Below are 19960 nucleotides of genomic sequence, written 5' to 3' on the forward strand. Positions count from 1 at the left end.
TATCGTACGGATTGGAGACGATGCGTCTCTAATCGACCGGGGAGACGGAACATGACCACCACCTCCGAACGGCTGGACCCCGCGGTGCTGAAGCTCGCCGGGATCCTCGTTCTCGGCGCGCTGGCGCCCCTGCTGGACAGCACCATCGTGAACGTCGCCCTGCACACCCTGGGCCGCGACCTGGACGCGCCGGTGTCGGCCGTCCAGTGGGTGAGCACCGGCTACCTGCTCGCGCTGGCGATGGCGATCCCGATCACCGGCTGGGCCGTGGACCGCTTCGGCGCCAAGCGGATGTGGCTGGCCTCGCAGCTGTTGTTCCTGGCGGGTTCCGTGCTGTGCGGCCTGGCCTGGAACCTCGGCTCGCTCATCGCCTTCCGCGTGGCGCAGGGCGTCGGCGGCGGGCTGATGCTGCCGATCCTGCAGACCGTGCTCATGCGGGCGGCGGACGGCCGGCGGCTCGGCCGGCTGATGGCCGTCGTCAGCCTGCCCGCCCTCGTCGGCCCGATCCTCGGCCCGGTCGCCGGCGGCCTGATCGCGGGTCATCTGAGCTGGCGCTGGATCTTCTACGTCAACGTCCCCATCAGCCTGCTCGCGGTGCTGCTGGCCTGGCGCGGCCTGCCCGCCGACTCTCCGCGCGACGGCCACCGCCTCGATGTGACCGGCCTGCTCCTGCTCTCGCCCGCGCTGGCCGCCCTCGTGTACGGGCTGACGCGGGTGGGCGCCGAAGGCGGGTTCGGTCACGCGGCGGTGCTCGGCCCGCTGGCGGCCGGGGCACTGCTGCTGACCGGCTTCGCCTACCGCGCGACGCGCACCGAGGACCCGCTCATCGACCTGCGGCTGTTCCGCACGCGGGCGTTCGCCGTGTCCTCGGCGCTGCTGTTCCTGTCGGGGCTGGCGATGTTCGGATCGATGCTGCTGCTCCCGCTGTACTACCAGCAGGACCGCGGCGCGAGCGTGGTGGCCGCGGGGCTGTTATTGGCGCCGCAGGGGCTGGGCAGCCTCCTCGCCAGAGGGCTGGGCGGCGTCACCGACCGCGTCGGCCCCCGGCCGGTCGTCCTCGCGGGCATCGCCATGACGGCGCTGGGTACCCTCCCCTTCGCCCTCGCCGACCGGCACACCGGCGGCCTGATCCTGGGCGTCGCGCTGGTCGTCCGGGGTGCCGGGCTGAGCGCGGCCAACATGGCCATCATGGTCGGCGCCTTCCGCGGCCTGGACCGGGCGCGGATTCCGCACGCCAGCAGCACCACCCGGATCATGCAGCAGCTCGGCGGCTCGTTCGGCACCGCCGTGCTCGCCGTCATCCTGCAACGCCAGCTCGCCGACCATCCGGGGACCGCGTTCGGCCACACGTTCGCCTGGGCGTTGGCGTTCACCGCCCTCGCCGTCGTACCGGCTCTCTGGTATCAGCGCACGTGACCGGCGTCACGGCAGCTGTTTGTCGTACAGCCACGACGACAACAGCGGCCCGACAGGCAGGGCGGTGTGCCGCCGCATGTGGGCGATGAAGGCGTCGGTGGAGACGTTGCCGTGCCGGTGAGCGGTGGTCCAGTCCCGCAGGTGCCAGAAGAACGCCTGGTCGCCCAGCGTCCGCCGCAGCGCGTGCAGGGTGAGGGCCCCGCGCTTGTAGACGCGGTCGTCGAACATCACCGCCGGCCCCGGGTCGGCCAGCACGAAGTCCTGGGGGAGCACCTCCAGGCGGCGGCGCCAGCGGGCGGCCAGCTCGTCGGCCGTCTGCCCGCCGGACGCCTCCGACCACAGCCACTCGGCGTAGGTGGCGAAGCCCTCCTGCAGCCAGATGTCGTTCCAGGCGGCCACGGTCAGGCTGTTGCCGAACCACTGGTGCGCCAGTTCGTGCGCGACCAGCCGCTCGTGCCCGCGCCGGCCGTCGACGTGGTTGCGCCCGAAGATCGCCATGCCCTGGGCCTCGACCGGGATGTCGAGGTCGTCGTCGGCCACCACGACGGTGCAGGTGGCGAAGGGGTACGGGCCGAACCGGTCGGTGAACAGCGCCATCATCTGGTCCTGGCGGCCGAAGTCGTGGCGGGCGCGCGTCCCGAGCCGGGAGGGGTGGGCCAGGCGCGTGCGGCCCACGTCCGTGAACTGGTAGCGCCCGACCTGCACGCTGGCCAGGTAGCTCGCCATGGGCTCGGCCTGCTCGTACACCCAGGTCGTGGTGCCCGCCGACCGCGACTTGCCGGCGAGCACGCCGTTGGCGACCACCTGGTACGGCGAGGCGGTGGTGACCGTGATCCGGTAGGACGCCTTGTCGTCGGGCCGGTCGTTGCACGGGAACCACGAGGGCGCGCCGATCGGCTGACCGGCCACCAGCGCGCCGTCGCTCAGCTCCTCCCAGCCCAGGCCGCCCCACGGGCTCCGCACCGGCCGGGGACTGCCGGTGTAGCGGACCTCCACCGTGGCGGTGTCCCCGGCGAGCAGTGTCGACGGCAGGCTGACGCGCAGCTTGCCGTCGCGATGTGTGTAGCGGGCGCTGAGGCCGCCGACGGTGACGCCGACCACGCGGAACTGGCCGAAGTCCAGGTCCAGGCCGTCGAGCGGCTCGTGTGCGAGCACCGACAGCCGGGCCGTGCCGTCCAGCCAGTTGGTCGACACGCGGTACTTCAGCGCCAGTTCGTAGTGCGCGACCCCGTACCTGAGGTCGCCGTGCGAGGGGAAGTACGACGTCATCGCCAGGCCGCGATGGGATTGCCGAACCATCGGGAGCCGTCGGGAACGCCCTCTCCACGCATGACCAGCGAGGCGGGGCCGATCGTGGCGTCGGCGCCGACCCGCGCGGCGGGCAGGATCACGCCGTGCGGGCCGAGTGTCGCGCCCCCGTCCAGCGTGACGGTGTCCATGCTCATGACCCGGTCGTGGAACAGGTGCGTCTGCAGCACGCAGCCCCGGTTGACGCTGGCGCCGTCGCCGACGCTCACCAGGTCCGCCTCGGGCAGCCAGTAGGTGTGAAGGGTGACCCCATGCCCGATGCTTGCCCCGAGTGAGCGCAGCCACACGTTCAGGGGCGCTGTTCCCAGCCACGGTTCGGCGAACCAGGGCGCCGCCAGCACCTCCACGAAGTTGTCCGCCAGCTCGTTGCGCCAGACGAACGAGCTCCACAGCGGCCGGTTGCCCGCCGCGATCCGGCCCACCAGCGCCCATTTCGCGGCGGTCGCCACGGCCGCCGCGACCACTCCGGCCGTGAGGAACAGCACGCCGCCGAGCAGCGCGGCCACCACGAAGCCGTACGACGCCGCGAGCCACTCCACGGCCCCGGCGGTCAGCACGGCCAGCGCCACCGTGCCCATCGCGGGCACCACACGGCAGATCTCGACCAGCGCGCGGGCCACCTTCAGCCGCGCGGGCGGGTCGTAGGTGCGGCTCCGGTCGCCCTCCTCGGTGGTCCGGCGCAGCTCGACGGGCGGCATGCCCAGGTACGACGAGCCGGACTTGGCCTTCTTCGGCGTCGCCGACAGCACGCCCACCAGGCCGTCCTTTGGCACCTTGCGGCCCGGCGCGGTCATCCCCGAGTTGCCGAGGAAGGCCCGCTTGCCGATGCGCGCCGTCGCGATGTGCATCCAGCCGCCGTCGAGCTCGTACGGGGCCACCATCGTGTCGTCGGCCAGGAAGGCGCCGTCACCGACGGAGGTCATGGTGGGCAGCGCGAGCACGGTCGACAGCTCCACGCCCCGGCCCACCTTCATGCCGAGCGCGCGCAGCCAGGCCGGCGTCAGCACGCTCGCGTACAGCGGGAACAGCCAGACCCGGGCCGCGGACATCAGCCGGCCCGTCGCCCACGCCTGCCACGCCTGGCGGCTGTGCACCGGATGGTGGCCGGGGCGCAGGCGGATGCCGAGCAGCCGCACGCTCACCAGCGTGACCAGGGCGAACACCGCCATTCCGACGACCGTCGCGAGCGGCACGCCGATCAGCGCGCCGGTGAGCGCCTCGCCGAGGGTGCGCGCGTCCCCGGCGTAGCGGGCCAGGACCGCCAGGCCGGACACGATGGCGACCGCGGGGAACAGGCTGAGCACGACGGCCGACAGGCCGTACACCAGCACCCAGCGCCGGGAGCGGACGGCCCGGTCGGAAGGCCGGGACCGGCGCGACTTGCCCTGCCGGGAGGCCGGGGCCCCGGCCCAGCGCTGCCCGGCCGGTACGGTGCCCGCGACCGCCGAGCCCGGGGCGATCTGGGCGTTCTTTCCGATCTTGGTGCCGGGCAGCAGCGTCGACCGGGAGCCGATCGTGGCGCCCGCGCCGATCCGGATCTCGCCGACGCGCACGACGTCGCCGTCGTACCAGTAGCCGCTGAGATCGACCTCCGGCTCGACCGAGGCGCCGCCGCCCAGCCGGAGCAGCCCGGTCACCGGGGGAGCGGAGTGCAGGTCGGCGTCGGGGCCCACCTTGGCGCCGAGCATCCGGGCGTACAGGCCCATCCAGGGCGCGCTGGCCAGGTCGGGGACGCCGAGCCTGGCGGCCAGCTGTTCGGCGAACCACAGCCGCAGGTGCACGCCGCCGCCGCGCGGATGGCGGCCGGGCCGTACGCGGCGCAGCAGCAGCCGGGCCGAGCCCGCGGCCAGGCCCATCCGTCCCGGCGGGGTGACGAAGACCAGCCAGCCCAGCGCCACCCACCACCACGACAGGGCAGGCGCCCAAGGCGGCGCGAGCAGGTTGCCGAGCGTCGCCAGCAGCACGATCCAGCGCATGGCGCCCGCCGTGAGCAGCGGCACCATCAGCGCGGCCTGCGCCACCGAGGCCCGCACGGGCATCGGGGTCACCGCCCGGCGGGCCGACTTGGCCGGGCCGCGCGTGGCCAGCAGCTCCGCCAGCCCGGCCAGCGTCGGGTGCGCGTAGACGTCGCCCACGGCCACGTCCGGGTAGTCGGCCCGCAGGACCGACACGAGCCGGGCCGCGGCCAGGCTCGTACCGCCGTCGGTGAAGAAGTCGGCCTCCGGCCCGTCCGGCGCGACGCCGAGGATGTCGCTCCACCGCTCGGCCAGCCAGGTCTCGACCGGGCTCAGCTCGCCGGGCGCGGCGGCCGAGGTGCCCGGCTCGGTCAGCGGCCAGGGCAGCGCGTCACGGTCGATCTTGCCCGAGGTACGGGTCGGGAGCGCCTCGACCATCGCCAGCCGGGGGACCAGCGCGGCGGGCAGCGATTCCGCCAGCAGTTCGCGGGCCTCCGCGAGGTCGAACCCGTCGCCCGCGACCAGGTAGCCGACGAGCAACTGGTGGCCGCCACCGGCGGTCCGCACCGCGGCGGCCGCGCCCGTGACGCCCGGCAGCGCCTGCAGCGCGGCGTCCACCTCGCCCAGCTCGATCCGCCGGCCGCCCAGCTTCACCTGGTCGTCGGCCCGGCCGAGGAAGTAGAGCCCTTCCGGCTCGGCGCGTACGAGGTCGCCGCTGCGGTAGGCGCGTTCCCAGCCGAGTGACGGCAGCGGCGTGTACTTCTCGGCGTCCTTGGCCGCGTCCAGGTAGCGGGCCAGGCCCACACCGCCGATGATCAGCTCTCCGGTCTCGCCCATGGCCACCGGGTCGCCCGACTCGCCGACCACGGCCAGATCCCAGCCGTCGAGGGGCAGCCCGATGCGTACGGGCTCCGCGCCGGTGAGCCGCGCCGCGCACGCGACGACCGTCGCCTCGGTGGGGCCGTAGGTGTTCCAGACCTCTCGTTCCGGTACGGCCAGCCGCTCCACCAGCTCGGGCGGGCACGCCTCGCCACCGAAGATGAGCAGCCGGATGCCGTCGAGCGACTCGACCGGCCAGAGCGCGGCCAGGGTAGGCACCGTCGAGACGGCCGTGATGCCCTGCGCGGCCAGCCAGGGTCCCAGGTCCATGCCGGTACGCACCAGCGACCGGGGGGCGGGCACCAGGCAGGCACCGTGCCGCCAGGCCAGCCACATCTCCTCGCAGGAGGCGTCGAAGGCGACCGACAGGCCCGCGAGCACCCGGTCGCCGGGGCCCAGCGGGCGCTCCTGGAGGAACAGGCCGGCCTCGGCGTCGACGAACGCGGCGGCGGAGCGGTGCGTCACGGCGACGCCCTTGGGCTTGCCGGTGGAGCCGGAGGTGAAGATGATCCAGGCGTCGTCGTCCGGCTCGGGCGGTCGCGGAGCGTGATCGTCGCGGGGGGCCGGCGACTCGGGCGACATGGTCCGTACGACCAGTCTGCCGGTCAGCTCGTCCGCCGGGTCGTCCGCCGGCTCGTCGCTCGCCCTGCCGGTCACGATCGCGGAGACGGCGGCCTCGGTGAAGACCAGCTCGGCGCGCTCCTCGGGGTCGTCGGCGTCGACGGGCACGTACGCGGCGCCGGCCGCGAGCACGGCGAGGATCGTGACGTACAGCTCGACGGTGCCGGACGGCACGCGCACGCCCACCCGGTCGCCGCGGCGGACGCCGGACGCCGTGAGCTCGTCCGCCACCCGCGCCACCTCGGCGCGGAGCCGCCGGTAGTCGAATCGGGTGGTGCCGTCGTCGAGCGCGGGTTCGTCCGGGTGGAGGCGCGCGGTCTCGTCGAGGATGTCGAGCAGGGTACGGGGCGCCGAGGCCAGCGGGCCCGCTGGATAAACGGCCCGTGAAGCGATTCTTAACGGCTCGAAACGGTCAATGTCTTCGATATGATCGAGGTGTAGGAGATCGGCTGCGTATGGGCGCAAATACTGCTCCTCAAGTCAGGCGGAGCCGACCCTGCCGCATCCTGCTGCCCCTGAAGGGGCTCCGAAGGGCACACGCTGCGTCCGCCGCCTTTGTGGCTTTTGCGCCACCGGGATACCAACAGTCGCACATCGGCCGTATATTCCGATCCAGCGGTGCCTGCGGGGGCGCGCGGGTAGGAGTCTACTTTGTAAAGGCGGCGGGCGCGCTTAGTCCCGAGCTCACGCACGCTTGGCGATGGCGGTGATCCACGGCTGGACCAGCCGCGCCGCCAGCGGCCCGAACGCGGCCAGGATCAGCACATATGCCGCGGCCAGTGGCCCGAGATCGGGGTGGGCACCGGCGCCCACCGCCAGCCCGGCGATCACGATGTTGAACTCACCGCGGGGGATCAGCGAGATCCCCGCTCTGGCCCGTCCGGCCTTGCCTATGCCGGCCCGGCGAGCGGCGTAGAAGCCGGTCAGCAACTTGGTGACCATGCTGACCACGGCCAGCAACACGGCCAGCCCGGCCACCGGGCCGATCTTCGTCGGGTCCGTCTGCAGGCCGAAGAAGACGAAGAAGACGGCCGCGAACAGGTCACGCAGCGGGGCCAGCAGCGCCTGGGCGTCCTCCGCCAGCTCCCCGGACAGCGCGATGCCGACCAGGAACGCGCCGACCGCGGCCGACACCTGGAGCTGCTGGGCCACACCGGCCACCAGCAACGCCAGCCCGACCACCTTCAGCAGCAGCACCTCGGAGTTGGGGCTGCGCACGAACGCCTCGATGAAGCGGCCGTAGCGCAGCGCGACCAGCAGCACCACGCTGACCGTGCCCAGCGCGATGGCCACCGTGACCGCGCCGCCCACCAGGCTCAACCCGGCCAGCAGGGCGGTCAGGACGGGCAGGTAGACGGCCATCGTCAGGTCCTCGAAGACCAGGAGCGACAGCACCACCGGTGTCTCCCGGTTGCCGATCCAGCCCAGGTCCGACAGCACTTTCGCGGTGATGCCGGAGGACGTGGCGTAGGTGACCCCGGCCATCGCCACCGCCGCCACCGGGCCCCAGCCCAGAAGTAAGGCGCAGATCGCGCCCGGTGCCGCGTTCAGCACCAGATCCACGAGCCCGGCCCGGGCGTTGCCCTTCAAGCTGGTCACCAGCTCGTCGGCGTTGTACTCCAGGCCGAGGGTGAGCAGCAGCAGGATGACGCCGAGCTCGGCGCCGACAGAGATGAACTCCTCGCTGGTGGCCAGCGGCAGAATGCCGCCGGTGCCGAAGGCGAGTCCAGCGATCAGATAGAGGGGGATCGGGGAGATGCCGACGCGCAGGGCCAGCGCTCCCAGGATGCCAAGCCCCAGCAGAACCGCGCCGAACTCCAGGAACAGAATCGCCGTGTGATGCACTCGCGGCCCTACCCGTTGATGAAGATGTCGGCCACCGCGGCGGTGCTGTCAGCGCTGCCCACCACGACGACGATGTCGCCCGCCGCCAGGACGAAGTCCGGGCCCGGGCTGACCAGGACCTGGCCGGCGCGTACCGCGGCCACGATGGAGGCGCCCGTACGGGTGCGCACCCGCGCGTCTCCCATCGGCCGGCCCGCGTACGGCGAGTCCTCAGCGATCGGCAGCTTCTCGCTGACCAGTCCCTCGACCTCGCGGTGCAGGTCGTTGAGCCGCTGGATCACCCGCGGCGCGCCCAGCAGCTCGGCCAGCGCGTCGGCTTCCTCGTCGTTCAGCTTGACGGTCTCGCACGCGCGATCGGGGTCGGCGGGATCGTAGATCACCAGATCCCGGCGGCCGGTGCGGTGTGAGACGATGCCGATCCGCCGCCCGGACCGCGTGGTGAACTCGTGCCGCAGCCCGATTCCTGGCAACGCCGTCTGTTCGATCTCCACCGCTACCCCATCCGGTCAAGATTTCGATTACTTGGCCAAACCGTATCAATTCTGAGTGTTGACAGCGGGGGTCGTCTGGGGGGAGAGCAGGCGGGACGGCGTCAACGCCGTGTTATCGTCCCACACCTGAAAGTCGCCGCTAGACCATCGGGGGAGCCATGGAACGCAGGTTCGCCGCGCGTGAGCAGCTGACGGGTGTGGCGCGGGCGGCCCTGGGGGCCGAGCGCCGGCTGGCCGACGTGACGCGCCTTCGAGGGGGCACGAAGAAGGGCGTGTACCGGCTCCTCCTCGACGACGGTTTCACCGCCATCGCCTATATCTGGGACGCGGCCGAGAACTACTGGCCCGGTCTTCAGGTCGACGATCCCGCGGACCCGTTCTCGCCCGCTTCCGGTCTGGAGTTGTTCGAGGCCGCTCATCGGCGGCTGGACGCCGCCGGGGTGCGGGTGCCGCGGGTCTATCTGGCCGACCGGAGCAGGGAGCTCTATCCGGCCGACATCGCGGTGGTCGAGGACGTGCCGGGCGGGACGTTGGAGACGCTGCTCCAGCGTGATCCGCGGGCGGCGGCTCCGGTCCTCGCGCGGCTGGCCGAAGCGCTCGAGGAGATGCGGGGTCAGGTGGCGCCGGGCTTCGGCAAGGTGGCCTGGGTCGACCGTGGCGGGGTCTCGGCGGGCCGGTCGTGCGAGCAGCTGGTCTTCGACCGGGCGCTCGTCGACCTCGAGGACGGGGCAGCTCGGGACGGGCGGCTCGCGGCGGCTCATGATCGGCTGGCGGGCGTGGTCCGGGAGCTGGCGGCGGGCGTTCGGCCGCGCTCGGCGCACGCGCTGGTCCATGGGGAGCTGGGACCGGACCACGTGCTGGTGGACGACGCGGGGCGGCCGATGCTGATCGACATCGAGGGGCTGATGTACTTCGACGTCGAGTGGGAGCACGCGTTCCTGCGCCTGCGCTTCCACGAGCATTACGAGTCGCTGCGCTGGGAGGGGCTGGATGAGCGGCGGCTGTCGTTCTACACGCTGGCGATGCGGCTGTCGCTGGTGGCCGGGCCGTTGCGGTTGATCGAGGGTGATTTTCCGGGGCGTGAGTTCATGCGGGGGATCGCCGAGCACAATCTGCAGCAGGCGCTGGCGTTCGTCGGCGGGTGAGCTGTCAGGCCGACTTGCCGTGGCGTTCCGGGCGGCGGCTGGGGTGGTCGTGGGGCACCAGGGTGGGATTGACATTGTCGAGTACGGTGTCGCGGTCGATGACGATCCGGGCCACGTCGTCGCGGCTCGGCATTTCGTACATGAGATTGAGCAGTGTCTCTTCGAGGATGGCGCGGACGGCCCTGGCGCCGGTGCGGCGCAGGAGCGCCTGGTCGGCGATGGCGGCGAGGGCTTCGGCGGTGAATTCGAGGTCGATGCCGTCGAGGGCGAAGAGCCGCTGATACTGCCTGATGACCGCGTTGCGGGGTTCGGTGAGGATCCGGATGAGGTCCGCGCGGTCGAGCGGGTCCAGGGTGGAGATCACCGGTAGCCGGCCGACGAGTTCGGGGATGAGACCGAAGCTCAGCAGGTCGGCGGGGGTGACGTGAGGTCGCGGGCCGGTTCTCCGGGTGGGGGCGTATCCGGCGCTGCCGCGGCCGGTGCGTCGGCCGATGAGGTCGTCGAGGCCGGTGAAGGCGCCACCCGCGATGAACAGCACATGGGTGGTGTCGATGTGGATGACTTCCTGGTGGGGGTGTTTGCGGCCGCCTTGGGGCGCGACGCCGACGGTGGTGCCTTCCAGGATCTTGAGCAGTGCCTGCTGGACGCCTTCGCCCGAGACGTCGCGGGTGATGGAGGGGTTGTCGCTCTTACGGGTGATCTTGTCGATCTCGTCGATGTAGACGATGCCTGTCTCGGCCTTCGCGATGTCGTTTCCGGCGGCCTGAAGGAGCTTGAGGAGGATGGTCTCGACGTCTTCGCCGACGTAGCCGGCTTCGGTCAGCGCGGTGGCGTCGGCGATGGCGAAGGGCACGTCGAGCATTCTGGCGAGGGTCTGGGCGAGGTGGGTCTTGCCGCTGCCGGTGGGGCCGATGAGCAGGATGTTGGATTTGCCGAGTTCGAGGTCCTCGGTGTGCCGGACGCGTTTGTAGTGGTTGTAGACGGCGACGGCGAGTGTTCTTTTGGCGGCGTCCTGGCCGATGACGTAGTGGTCGAGGCGTTCGTGCATGTCCCGTGGTGTGGGCAGGTCAGGGGGCGGGGTGCGCTCGGCCTTGATGAGTTCGGTGCAGAGTCCGATGCATTCGTCACAGATGCAGATGCCGGCGGGGCCGGCGATGAGCTTGCGGACCTGCCGCTGGGTCTTGCCGCAGAAGGTGCATGTCGGCTGGTCGCGGACCACTGAGGTGTCTCCTCGATGATCAGAGGGTCACGGTGAGGGCGGCCAGGCGCCAGGTGCCGGGGTCGGGGGCGCGCGGCGCGGGCTCGGCGAGCGCGAGGCCGGGGTGGCGGCGCAGCAGGGTGGTGAGGGCGACTTCGGTCTGTACGCGGGCGAGGGCGGCGCCGACACAGAAGTGCGGGCCGTGGGCGAAGCCGAGATGCCCGGGTTGTCCGGCTGGCCGGGTGAGGTCGAGGCGGTCCGGGTCGGCGTAGGCGCGGGGGTCGCGGTGGGCGGCGGCGATGGAGGCGGTGACGGCGTCTCCCTTGGCTATGGGGGTGCCGCACAGTTCGGCGTCTTCGCGGGCGTAGCGGGGGATCGTCAGCAGGGTGGGGCCGCACCAGCGGATGAGCTCTTCGACGGCGCCAGGCATGAGGCCGGGGTCGGCGCGGAGCGCGGCCAGTTGCTCGGGGTGGGTGAGCAGGGTCTCGACGGCGTTGGCGATGAGGTTGGTGGGGGTTTGGCCGGCCATGACCAGATGCCAGATGAGGGTGACGAGCTCGGTGTCGCTGAGCCGGTCGCCGTCTTCCGCCTGGGCCTCGATGAGGTCGGAGATCAGGTCGTCGGCGGGTTCGGTCCTGCGGCGGGCGACCGCCGCCTTGGCGCCGTCGATGATCGCGGGTATGGCGGCGGCGAAGGCGGGGCCCGCGCTGGTGACGACGGTGGCGCCGTACTCGCGCCAGCGGAGGCGGTCGGGCACGGGGATGCCGACGAGCTCGCAGATCACGTCCATGGGCAGCGGCCGGGCGAAATGGGCCATCAGGTCGACGGGGCCGTGACCGGGCAGGTCGTCGAGGAGCGCCTCGACGATCGGCGCGACGCGCGGGGCGAAGTCGGCGGCGCGGCGGGCGGTGAAGGCGGGGGCGGCCAGCCTGCGTAGCCGCAGGTGCTCGGCGCCGTTCATCTCCGACATGGTGCGCATGTGCGGCCGGTAGTCCTCGGGGACGTCGGGCCGCATGAAGCTGTCGCTTCTGATCTCGAATCGGGGGTCGCCGAGCATCGTCTTGATGTCGGCGTGGCGGGTCACGACCCACATGGGGCCGAAGCCGGGGGCGCCCACACGGGCGATGGGGGAGATCTCGCGAGCGCGGCCGTAGGCGGTGAAGGGGTCGCGGTGCACGTCGGGGTCGGTGAGGTCGATGTGCGGTACGTCGCTGGTCATGTGTCCTCCACGCCGAATTTCGGATGATCTCATCATACGGATGGTGAAGGTATCTTGATGATGGCTGTTCGGCAAACTCCAGCAGGTCGCGCAAAATCGGTTGCCCGGCCCGGCGGCCGTCTGTTGTACTCCCTCCCGGCAACCAGTCCACCGACCCAAGGAGCACACCGATGAGGCCGGCGTTCGTGTCCCCCGCTACGGCAACAGCCACCTATCTAGAGGACAGAACGCTTGAAACGCACGTTGAACTTGGGGATCTTGGCGCATGTAGACGCCGGTAAGACCAGCCTGACCGAGCGGCTGCTCTACGCCGCCGGTGTCATCGACGAGATCGGCAGCGTCGATGACGGCAGCACCCAGACCGACTCGCTGGCCCTGGAACGACAGCGCGGCATCACGATCAAGTCCGCCGTCGTCTCCTTCGTTATCGGCGACGTCACGGTCAACCTGATCGACACGCCCGGCCACCCCGACTTCATCGCCGAGGTCGAACGCGTGCTGAGCGTGCTCGACGGCGCCGTGCTGGTCATCTCCGCCGTCGAGGGTGTGCAGGCCCAGACCCGCGTGCTGATGCGCACGCTGCGGCGGCTGCGGATTCCCACCCTGCTGTTCGTCAACAAGATCGACCGCCGTGGCGCCCAGGACGACGGGCTGCTGCGGGCCATCGCCGAGAAGCTGACGCCCGCGATCGTGGCGATGGGCTCGGTGCGCGATCCGGGCACTTCAGACGCGGCCTTCCTTCCGTACGGGCCCGGCGACGCCGCCTTCACCGCGCGGCTGACCGAGCTGCTGGCCGACCACGACGACGCCTTCCTGGCCGCCTACGTCCATGACGAGACGGCCGTCTCCTATCGGCGGCTGCGGCGAGAACTCGCGGCGCAGACCGGGCAGGCGCTGGCGCACCCGGTGTTCTTCGGCTCGGCGATCACCGGCGCGGGCGTGGACGCTCTGAGCGCCGGCATCGCGGAACTGCTGCCCGCCGCCCAGGGCGAGCCCGGCGATCCCGTCTCGGGCACGGTCTTCAAGGTCGAACGCGGCCCAGCGGGGGAGAAGATCGCTTATGCCCGGATGTTCGGCGGAACGGTACGCGTACGGGACCGGCTGCGGTTCCACGACGGTCAGGGCGAGCCCCGCGACGATCAGAAGGTCACCGCGCTGAGCGTGTTCGAGCGCGGCGCCGACGTCCAGCGCCCCTCGGTCGCGGCGGGCCAGATCGGCAAGCTGTGGGGCCTGGCCGACATCCAGCTCGGCGACACGATCGGCGAACCGCGCAAGGACGCCGGCCACCACTTCGCCCCGCCCACCCTGGAGACGGTCGTCGTCCCCGCGCGCCCCGCCGCGCTGGGTGCCCTGCGCGTGGCCCTCGCCCAGCTCGCCGAGCAGGATCCGCTCATCGACCTGCGCCAGGACGACATCCGGCAGGAGATCTACGTCTCGCTCTACGGCGAGGTGCAAAAGGAGGTCATCCAGGCGACCCTGGCCGCCGACTTCGGCCTCGAGGTCGGCTTCCGCGAGACGACCACGATCTGCGTCGAACGGCCGATCGGCGCGGGCGCGGCGGTCGAGTTCAACGGCAAGGCGCCCAACCCGTTCCTGGCCACCGTCGGGCTGCGCGTCGAGCCCGCCCCGGTGGGCGCCGGCGTGCGCTACCGGCTGGCGGTCTCGCCCGGGGCGCTGCCGCCGGCCTTCCACAAGGCGGTCGAGGACACCGTACGGGAGAGCCTGAACCAGGGCCTGTACGGATGGCAGGTCACCGACTGCACGGTCACCATGACGCATTCCGGCTATTCGCCCCGCCAAAGTCACTCCCACGCCATCTTCGACAAGAGCATGTCGAGCACCGGCGCGGACTTCCGCCACCTGACGCCACTGGTGCTGATGGACGCGCTACGGCAGGCCGGCACCAGGGTGCACGAGCCGATGCACCGCTTCACTTTGGAAGTCCCGGCCGACACAATCGGCGGCGTGCTGCCGGAGCTGGCCCGGCTGCGGGCCGTCCCCCGCACACCGGCCATGCGAGGCGCGTCCTGCCTGGTCGAGGGGGACATCCCGGCGGCCCGCGTACACGAGTTGCAGCAGCAGTTGCCGGGGCTGACCCGCGGCGAAGGCGTGCTGGAGTCGGCTTTCGACCGCTACCAGCCCGTCTCCGGCGCGCCACCGGCCCGGCCGCGCACGGACCACAACCCCCTGGATCGCAAGGAGTACCTGCTGCACGTCATGCGGCGGGTCTGATCAGAGGTCAGGGATGCTTTCGACGGATCAGTGGGGGCAAAGGGGTAGATGTCGCTATTGTTGGGCCCGCGCGCCTCAGAGTCACCTCCGGCGCCTCTGGTAACCACGGTCACCGAGGCAGAGCCCGAGAGACAGGCGAACGGGACAGCCACGGGGAAGGCGCGCTGCACGGCGTCCCGTCCGCCGAACGGGGATAGGGACCGGGTCGCTTGTCCCATGCGGCGATCCATGAAGGACGGGATTGGTCATGGCCACGCGGCGCGAGCGTCTTCGCTATTGGTTCGACAACACGATGTCGAAGGGCACTCCGGCCCTGATCGGCTGGCTCGCGCTGGTGACCGTGGTCATGGTCGTGGGTTTCGGCGTGCTCGTCATGCTGCTCGCCCAGGACGACGTGCCGCACAAGTCCTGGGGCGAGGCGCTGTGGGGCATGCTCATGCGGGCGATGGACGCCGGCACCGTGGCGGGCGACAACGAGGGCAGCCCGCTCTTCACCGTCCTGGGGTTCACGATCACGATCGGTGGCCTGCTCATCGTCAGCAGCCTCGTCGGTGTGCTCACCACCGGTCTGGACAACAAGCTGACGGAGCTGCGCAAGGGCCGCTCCAGGATCGTGGAGTCCGGGCACACGACGCTGATCGGCTGGTCGGACCAGATCTTCACGATCATCCCCGAGCTGGTGGAGGCCAACGAGAGCGAGTCGAAGTCCTGCGTGGCGATCCTGGGGGACCGCGACAAGCTGGACATGGAGGAGGAGCTGCGCTCCCGGCTGGGCAGCACCGGCAAGACCCGGGTCGTCGTCCGCTCCGGCAGCCCGACCGAGCCGACCGACCTCGACCTGATGAGCCTCGACACGGCGCGGGCGGCCATCGTGCTGTCCCCCGCCGGTGACGATCCCGACGCGCACGTCGTCAAGACGCTGCTGGCGCTGACGAACCGCAACTGGCGACGGCGCCGTCCGCCGATCATCGCCTCCGTCACGGACACGACCAACCTGGTGGCCGCCGAGCTGGCCGGGGGCGGCCACGCGCAGGTGGTCGACACCGACGACATCGCCTCCCGGCTCATCGTGCAGTCCTGCCGCCAGTCGGGCCTGTCGGTGGTCTGCACGGACCTGCTGGACTTCGGCGGCGACGAGATCTACCTGCGGCCCGAGCCGAAACTGACCGGCTTCCCCTATGGCGAGGCGCTGTTCGCCTACGAGACCGCCTCGCTCATCGGCATCCGGCACGGCGACGGGTCCGTGGTGCTCAACCCGCCGATGAACACCGAGATCACGCCGGACGACCAGATGATCGTGGTCGCCGAGGACGACTCCGCCATCCGGCTCGTCCGCAGCTTCCCGCCGATCGTCGAGGGCGCGATCACCCGCCCGGTCCGCCAGCAGACGCCCCCGGAGCGGACGCTGATGCTGGGCTGGAACAACCGCGCCCCGAAGATCGTGCAGGAGCTGGACCACTACGTCTCGCCCGGGTCGACCCTGCACGTGGCGGCCACCGCCGTCGAGGAGAGCGACAGCCTGGACCGGGCGAAGGTGGCCCTGCGCAACCTGGCGGTGAACGTCAAGGAGTGCGACACCACCGACCGGGTCACCCTGGAAGCGCTGGACGTGGGCACCTTCGACCACATCATCGTGCTGGCCGACAGCAACCTGGAGCCGCAGCACGCCGACTCGCGCACGCTGGTGACGCTGCTGCACCTGCGCGACATGGCCTCGAAGTCCGGGCAGCGGTACGCGATCGTCAGCGAGATGAACGACGACCGCAACCGCCGGCTGGCCCAGGTCACCAAGGCCGACGACTTCGTCGTCAGCGACAAGCTGATCAGCCTGCTGATGACCCAGCTGTCGGAGAACCCGCACCTGGGGCAGGTGTTCCGCTTCCTGTTCGACTCCGCCGGGTCGGAGATCTACCTCAAGCCGGCGACGGACTACGTCCAGCCCGGCGTGCCGGTCAGCTTCGCCACCGTGATCTACTCCGCGCGGACGCGCGGCGAGACCGCGATCGGCTACCGCGTGCTGGCCGAGGCCGCCTCGCCACCCGCCTACGGTGTCGTACTAAATCCGGGTAAGTCGGCCGCTGTCACGTTCGGCCCCCGCGACCTGGTGATCGTCCTCGCTGAGGACTGAAGTCATCGGATGAGTTGACCGCCCGGAGGGCGGTGTTTCTTGACTCTGGGCTTTGTCTCGTGTATTCGTCGGATGTCTGAGAGATCAGTCTTGTTGGCGTTACCCCCCGTCAGCCCAACGAGAGAGCGATCGCCATGCAGCGCCGCCGCACCCCCTCCAGAGTCCTGTCCGCCTGCGCCGCCCTTCTTCTCGCCCTGACCGCCTACATCGTCGGCGCTCCCGCCGCCGGCGCGGAGGTCGAGCACCCGCGGCAGCAGTGGCTGCGCGACTCGACCGCGGGACTCTTCCTGCACTGGGGCATGTTCACCGCGCCCCGCCACCTCGACTGCGCCGCCTGGGAGCGGGACGTCACCGGCGGTGGCTGGAGCCCTGACTACTGGGTCGACGAGGCCCGCAAGCTGGGCGCCTCCTACATCGTGCTGGCCACTTTCCACAGCAGGCTCGGCTACGCCCGGCCGTGGCCGTCGAAGATCCCCGGCAGCTGCGCCACCCAGCGCGACCTGCTGGGCGAGCTGGTGAAGGCGGGGCAGGCCAAGGGCGTACGGGTCATCCTCTACATGACCGACGACCCGCAGTGGCACAACGAGCAGGGCGTCGAGACGCTCGACTCGGCCGCCTACTCCGCCTACAAGGGCCGCTCGGTCGACCTGACCACCAGGAACGGATTCGGCCAGTTCAGCTACGACCTGTTCTTCGAGGTCATGGAGAACTATCCGGACCTGGCCGGGTTCTGGATCGACAACGACAACGAGTACTGGGAGCAGAACCAGCTTTATGAGCAGATCAGGCAGAAGCGCCCGTCCTGGTTGCTGAGCAACAACAACGAGGACACCCCGATCATGGACACGGTCAGCAACGAGCAGAAGACCGGCATGACGCCGGCCTACGACTACCCGCAGGCCGCCTTCACCCCGATGCCGCGCCTGACCGAGGCCGACTACAAGCTCCCGACCACCGGCGACTGGTGGTACGACGGCGGCAGCCACCCCGTCGACTTCCGCCTCAGCACCGGCCGCTACGTCACCAACGCCGGCTCCTCGATGAAGTCGCTGATGGCCGAGACCCCGATGGTCAACGGCAGGTTCCCGCCGCAGCAGGAGGAGTTCAACAACTTCATGGCCGGGTGGGTGCCGCCGATCCGGTCCTCGCTGCAGGGTACTGAGGGCGGCGGCTACATGTACGGCGGCATGCAGCCGGGCTTCTGGAACGACGGCGCGCACGGCGTCGTCACCGTCGAGCGCGGCGCGAAGGTCCAGTACGTGCACGTGGTCACCAGGCCCAGGACCGATCAGGTGCGGCTGCGCGACAACGGCTACCGCGTGTCCGCGGTGAGCGATCTGCGTACCGGCGAGCGGATGCGGTTCGCCCAGTCCGGCGGTTACCTGACGATCCTCGGCATCACCAAGTGGGACGACTACGACACCGTGTTCAAGGTCGAGACCCACGGCCAGGAGCACTTCTATCCCCAGAGCGCGCTCAAGGCGACCGCCACGTCCACCCGCGCGGGTCACCCGGCCGGCGCCCTGGTCGACGGCAGCTTCCAGAACTACTGGGACGCCGACGCCAAGCTGCCCGTCTCGCTCACCCTCGACCTCGGCAAGCGGCGCGAGGCCGCCTACCTGGCGGTCAACCAGCGCGAGTGGTCGCCGACGTACGCCCGCGAGACGTTCGGCCGGCCCGAGGACTCGGCCCGGATCAAGGACTACCGAATCTACGCCGGCGACGACGGCAAGCACTGGGGCAAGCCCGTACGTTCCGCCGCGATGCGCAGCGCGCGCGGCGTGCAGTTCATCGACCTCGGTGGCATCCGCGCCCGCTACCTCAAGCTGGAGGTCCTCAACACCTGGGGCGGCCCGCAGGCGCCGCGCTTCTACCAGGAGCTTCAGATCGACGAGATCAAGGTGGCGTCGGCCTACCCGGTGGGCCTCGGGGCGGCGATGCCGCTGGAGGCGGAGCGGCAGGCCAGGAGCGGCTCGGCCCGGCCGGACCTGTGCCAGGCGTGCTCCGGCCTGGCCAGGGTGGTGGGGCTCGGCGGCGGCCCGCGCAACGCGGTCACCTACCGCGACGTCACGGTGCCGGCGGCCGGGACGTACCGGCTCGAACTCGATCACACCGCCGCCGCGGCCACCTCATTGTCGGTGAGCGTCAACGGCGCGGCGGCGGTGGAGGTGCCGGTGAGCGGCGACAACGCCGACGTTCCCGCCGCCACGGCACTGGCGGTACCGCTGAACGCGGGCGCCAACACGATCACGCTGTCCAGTACGGCCCGGCAGGGCCCAGGGCTCGACCGGATCGCCGTCGCGCCGATGCCGCCGGCCTCGGAGGTCCCCAAGACGACGATGACCGTGGACCCGTCCGGCCTGCAGTGGGTCGGTCCCGGGCAGCAGTCGATGAAGGTGTCGACGAAGCTGCGGCTCGACGTCGACGACGCGCTCGACCAGGTCAACCTGGCCCCGGTGGTGCCGGCCGGCTGGACGCTGACGGGCGCCGCCGCGACGGCCGCCACCCTGCGGCTCGGTCAGACGCTGGAGGGCACCTGGACCCTCACCTCGCCGCCCGGCCAGGACGTCACCGCGGCCGACATCCCCATCACCGCGTCCTTCCAGGTGCTGGGGCGCGCCAACCAGGTCACCAAGCAGCTGCGAGTGCGGCTGCGTCCGGCCGACCGGGTGTTCGTGCGGGAGGCCGAGGACTCGCGCAACCGGCTCGGCAGCGCGGGCATCACCAACTGCTCGCCCTGCTCGGGTGGGCAGAAGGTGCGCAACCTGGGCGGGGCGGCGGACGCGTACGTGCTGTTCGAGGACGTCACCGTCGACACGGCCCGCCAGTACACGCTGTTCATCGACTTCACGGTCAACGGCGACCGCTCCTACTTCGTCACCGTCAACGACGCCGCGCCGATCGAGGTGAAGGTGAGCGGCGTCGGCAACAACACCCCGTACACGACGTCCGTGCCCGTCACCCTGCGGGCGGGCGCCAACACCATCAAGATTCACAACGACACGGAGGCCGCGCCCGACCTGGACCGGCTGTCACTCGGCTGAGGCCGGTGCCCGCCCCGTACCGCCGGGCTCCCCGGCGGTACGGGGCGGCTGCCAGGGCCAGCGGCCGTCCAGCTCGACCTGGAGCGAGACGCTCAGGAACGTGCGGACCGCGACGATGATGGCCAGCACCCCGAGGCTCTGGAAGGTGGGGGAGACCGCGACGGTCTTGATGATGTCGGCCCCGACCAGGAACTCCAGTCCCAGCAGGATCGAGCGGCCCACGCCCCGCCGGTAGGCCTGGTAGAGGCCGGCCACCTGGCGGGACCGCGCCAGGCTCACGCCGTACGTGATGGTGGCGATGACCAGGCCGGCCGAGATCACGGCCACGCCCACGATGTCCAGCACCGTGCCGATGAGCTCGATGACGTCCTTCACCTGCACGCTGTCCCTCTCCCCGGCCCGCCGATACGTCCGGATCATGGTCGCATACGCCACTTGGACGCGCTTGCGTCATCCGGCATGTACCCACCAGCGCGCAG

General features: G+C 71.1%; 12 protein-coding genes. 5 read left to right on the forward strand and 7 right to left on the reverse strand.

Annotated features, from left to right (window positions below):
- Positions 1–51: 51 nt before the first annotated feature.
- Positions 52–1416: an MDR family MFS transporter gene (locus ACGFJ2_RS43925; protein WP_393478668.1), complete on the forward strand. Its 1365-nt coding sequence runs from the start codon at positions 52–54 to the stop codon at positions 1414–1416.
- 6 nt (positions 1417–1422) lie between these two features.
- Here ACGFJ2_RS43925 and ACGFJ2_RS43930 read toward each other — a convergent pair whose 3' ends face one another.
- From ACGFJ2_RS43930 to ACGFJ2_RS43945, 4 genes are all read right to left on the reverse strand, one after another.
- Positions 1423–2685, reverse strand: a complete 1263-nt coding sequence (locus tag ACGFJ2_RS43930; protein ID WP_393478671.1) for a M1 family metallopeptidase — start codon at positions 2683–2685, stop codon at positions 1423–1425.
- Positions 2682–6644 (reverse strand): Pls/PosA family non-ribosomal peptide synthetase, encoded by a 3963-nt coding sequence (locus tag ACGFJ2_RS43935; RefSeq protein ID WP_393478674.1) that lies wholly within the window; start codon positions 6642–6644, stop codon positions 2682–2684. The genes ACGFJ2_RS43930 and ACGFJ2_RS43935 overlap by 4 nt, the downstream gene beginning before the upstream one ends.
- A 219-nt stretch (positions 6645–6863) precedes the next feature.
- A complete protein-coding gene (locus tag ACGFJ2_RS43940; RefSeq protein WP_357954116.1) occupies positions 6864–8024 on the reverse strand; it encodes a cation:proton antiporter in 1161 nt (386 codons plus the stop codon).
- 8 nt (positions 8025–8032) lie between these two features.
- On the reverse strand, positions 8033–8515 hold the full coding sequence (locus tag ACGFJ2_RS43945) for a cation:proton antiporter regulatory subunit (protein WP_357954113.1): 483 nt from the start codon (positions 8513–8515) through the stop codon (positions 8033–8035).
- Positions 8516–8673: 158 nt separating this feature from the next.
- Here ACGFJ2_RS43945 and ACGFJ2_RS43950 point away from each other — a divergent pair, with 158 nt between their 5' ends.
- Complete coding sequence (locus ACGFJ2_RS43950) at positions 8674–9660, forward strand: phosphotransferase family protein (protein ID WP_393478678.1); 987 nt, start codon at positions 8674–8676, stop codon at positions 9658–9660.
- Positions 9661–9664: 4 nt separating this feature from the next.
- Here the strand turns inward: ACGFJ2_RS43950 and clpX are convergent, their stop codons facing one another.
- Both clpX and ACGFJ2_RS43960 read right to left on the reverse strand, forming a co-directional pair.
- A complete protein-coding gene (gene clpX, locus ACGFJ2_RS43955; RefSeq protein ID WP_393478680.1) occupies positions 9665–10879 on the reverse strand; it encodes an ATP-dependent Clp protease ATP-binding subunit ClpX in 1215 nt (404 codons plus the stop codon).
- Between the two features lie 19 nt (positions 10880–10898).
- On the reverse strand, positions 10899–12077 hold the full coding sequence (locus ACGFJ2_RS43960; protein ID WP_393478683.1) for a cytochrome P450: 1179 nt from the start codon (positions 12075–12077) through the stop codon (positions 10899–10901).
- Positions 12078–12320: 243 nt separating this feature from the next.
- Between ACGFJ2_RS43960 and ACGFJ2_RS43965 the strand changes: the two genes are divergently transcribed.
- The 3 genes from ACGFJ2_RS43965 to ACGFJ2_RS43975 all read left to right on the forward strand — a co-directional run bounded on the left by ACGFJ2_RS43965 (position 12321) and on the right by ACGFJ2_RS43975 (position 19481).
- Positions 12321–14309 (forward strand): GTP-binding protein, encoded by a 1989-nt coding sequence (locus ACGFJ2_RS43965; RefSeq protein WP_393479272.1) that lies wholly within the window; start codon positions 12321–12323, stop codon positions 14307–14309.
- A 247-nt stretch (positions 14310–14556) separates the two neighbouring features.
- On the forward strand, positions 14557–16437 hold the full coding sequence (locus ACGFJ2_RS43970; protein WP_393478686.1) for a potassium transporter TrkA: 1881 nt from the start codon (positions 14557–14559) through the stop codon (positions 16435–16437).
- A gap of 134 nt (positions 16438–16571) precedes the next feature.
- Positions 16572–19481, forward strand: coding sequence for a CBM35 domain-containing protein (locus ACGFJ2_RS43975; protein ID WP_393478688.1), 2910 nt, complete (start codon positions 16572–16574; stop codon positions 19479–19481).
- Here the strand turns inward: ACGFJ2_RS43975 and ACGFJ2_RS43980 are convergent.
- Positions 19470–19901, reverse strand: a complete 432-nt coding sequence (locus tag ACGFJ2_RS43980; protein WP_393478691.1) for a DUF1622 domain-containing protein — start codon at positions 19899–19901, stop codon at positions 19470–19472. The genes ACGFJ2_RS43975 and ACGFJ2_RS43980 overlap by 12 nt on opposite strands.
- Positions 19902–19960: the final 59 nt, after the last annotated feature.

It is taken from the genome of Nonomuraea sp. NPDC049028 (genome assembly GCF_043197735.1).
Taxonomy (GTDB): domain Bacteria; phylum Actinomycetota; class Actinomycetes; order Streptosporangiales; family Streptosporangiaceae; genus Nonomuraea.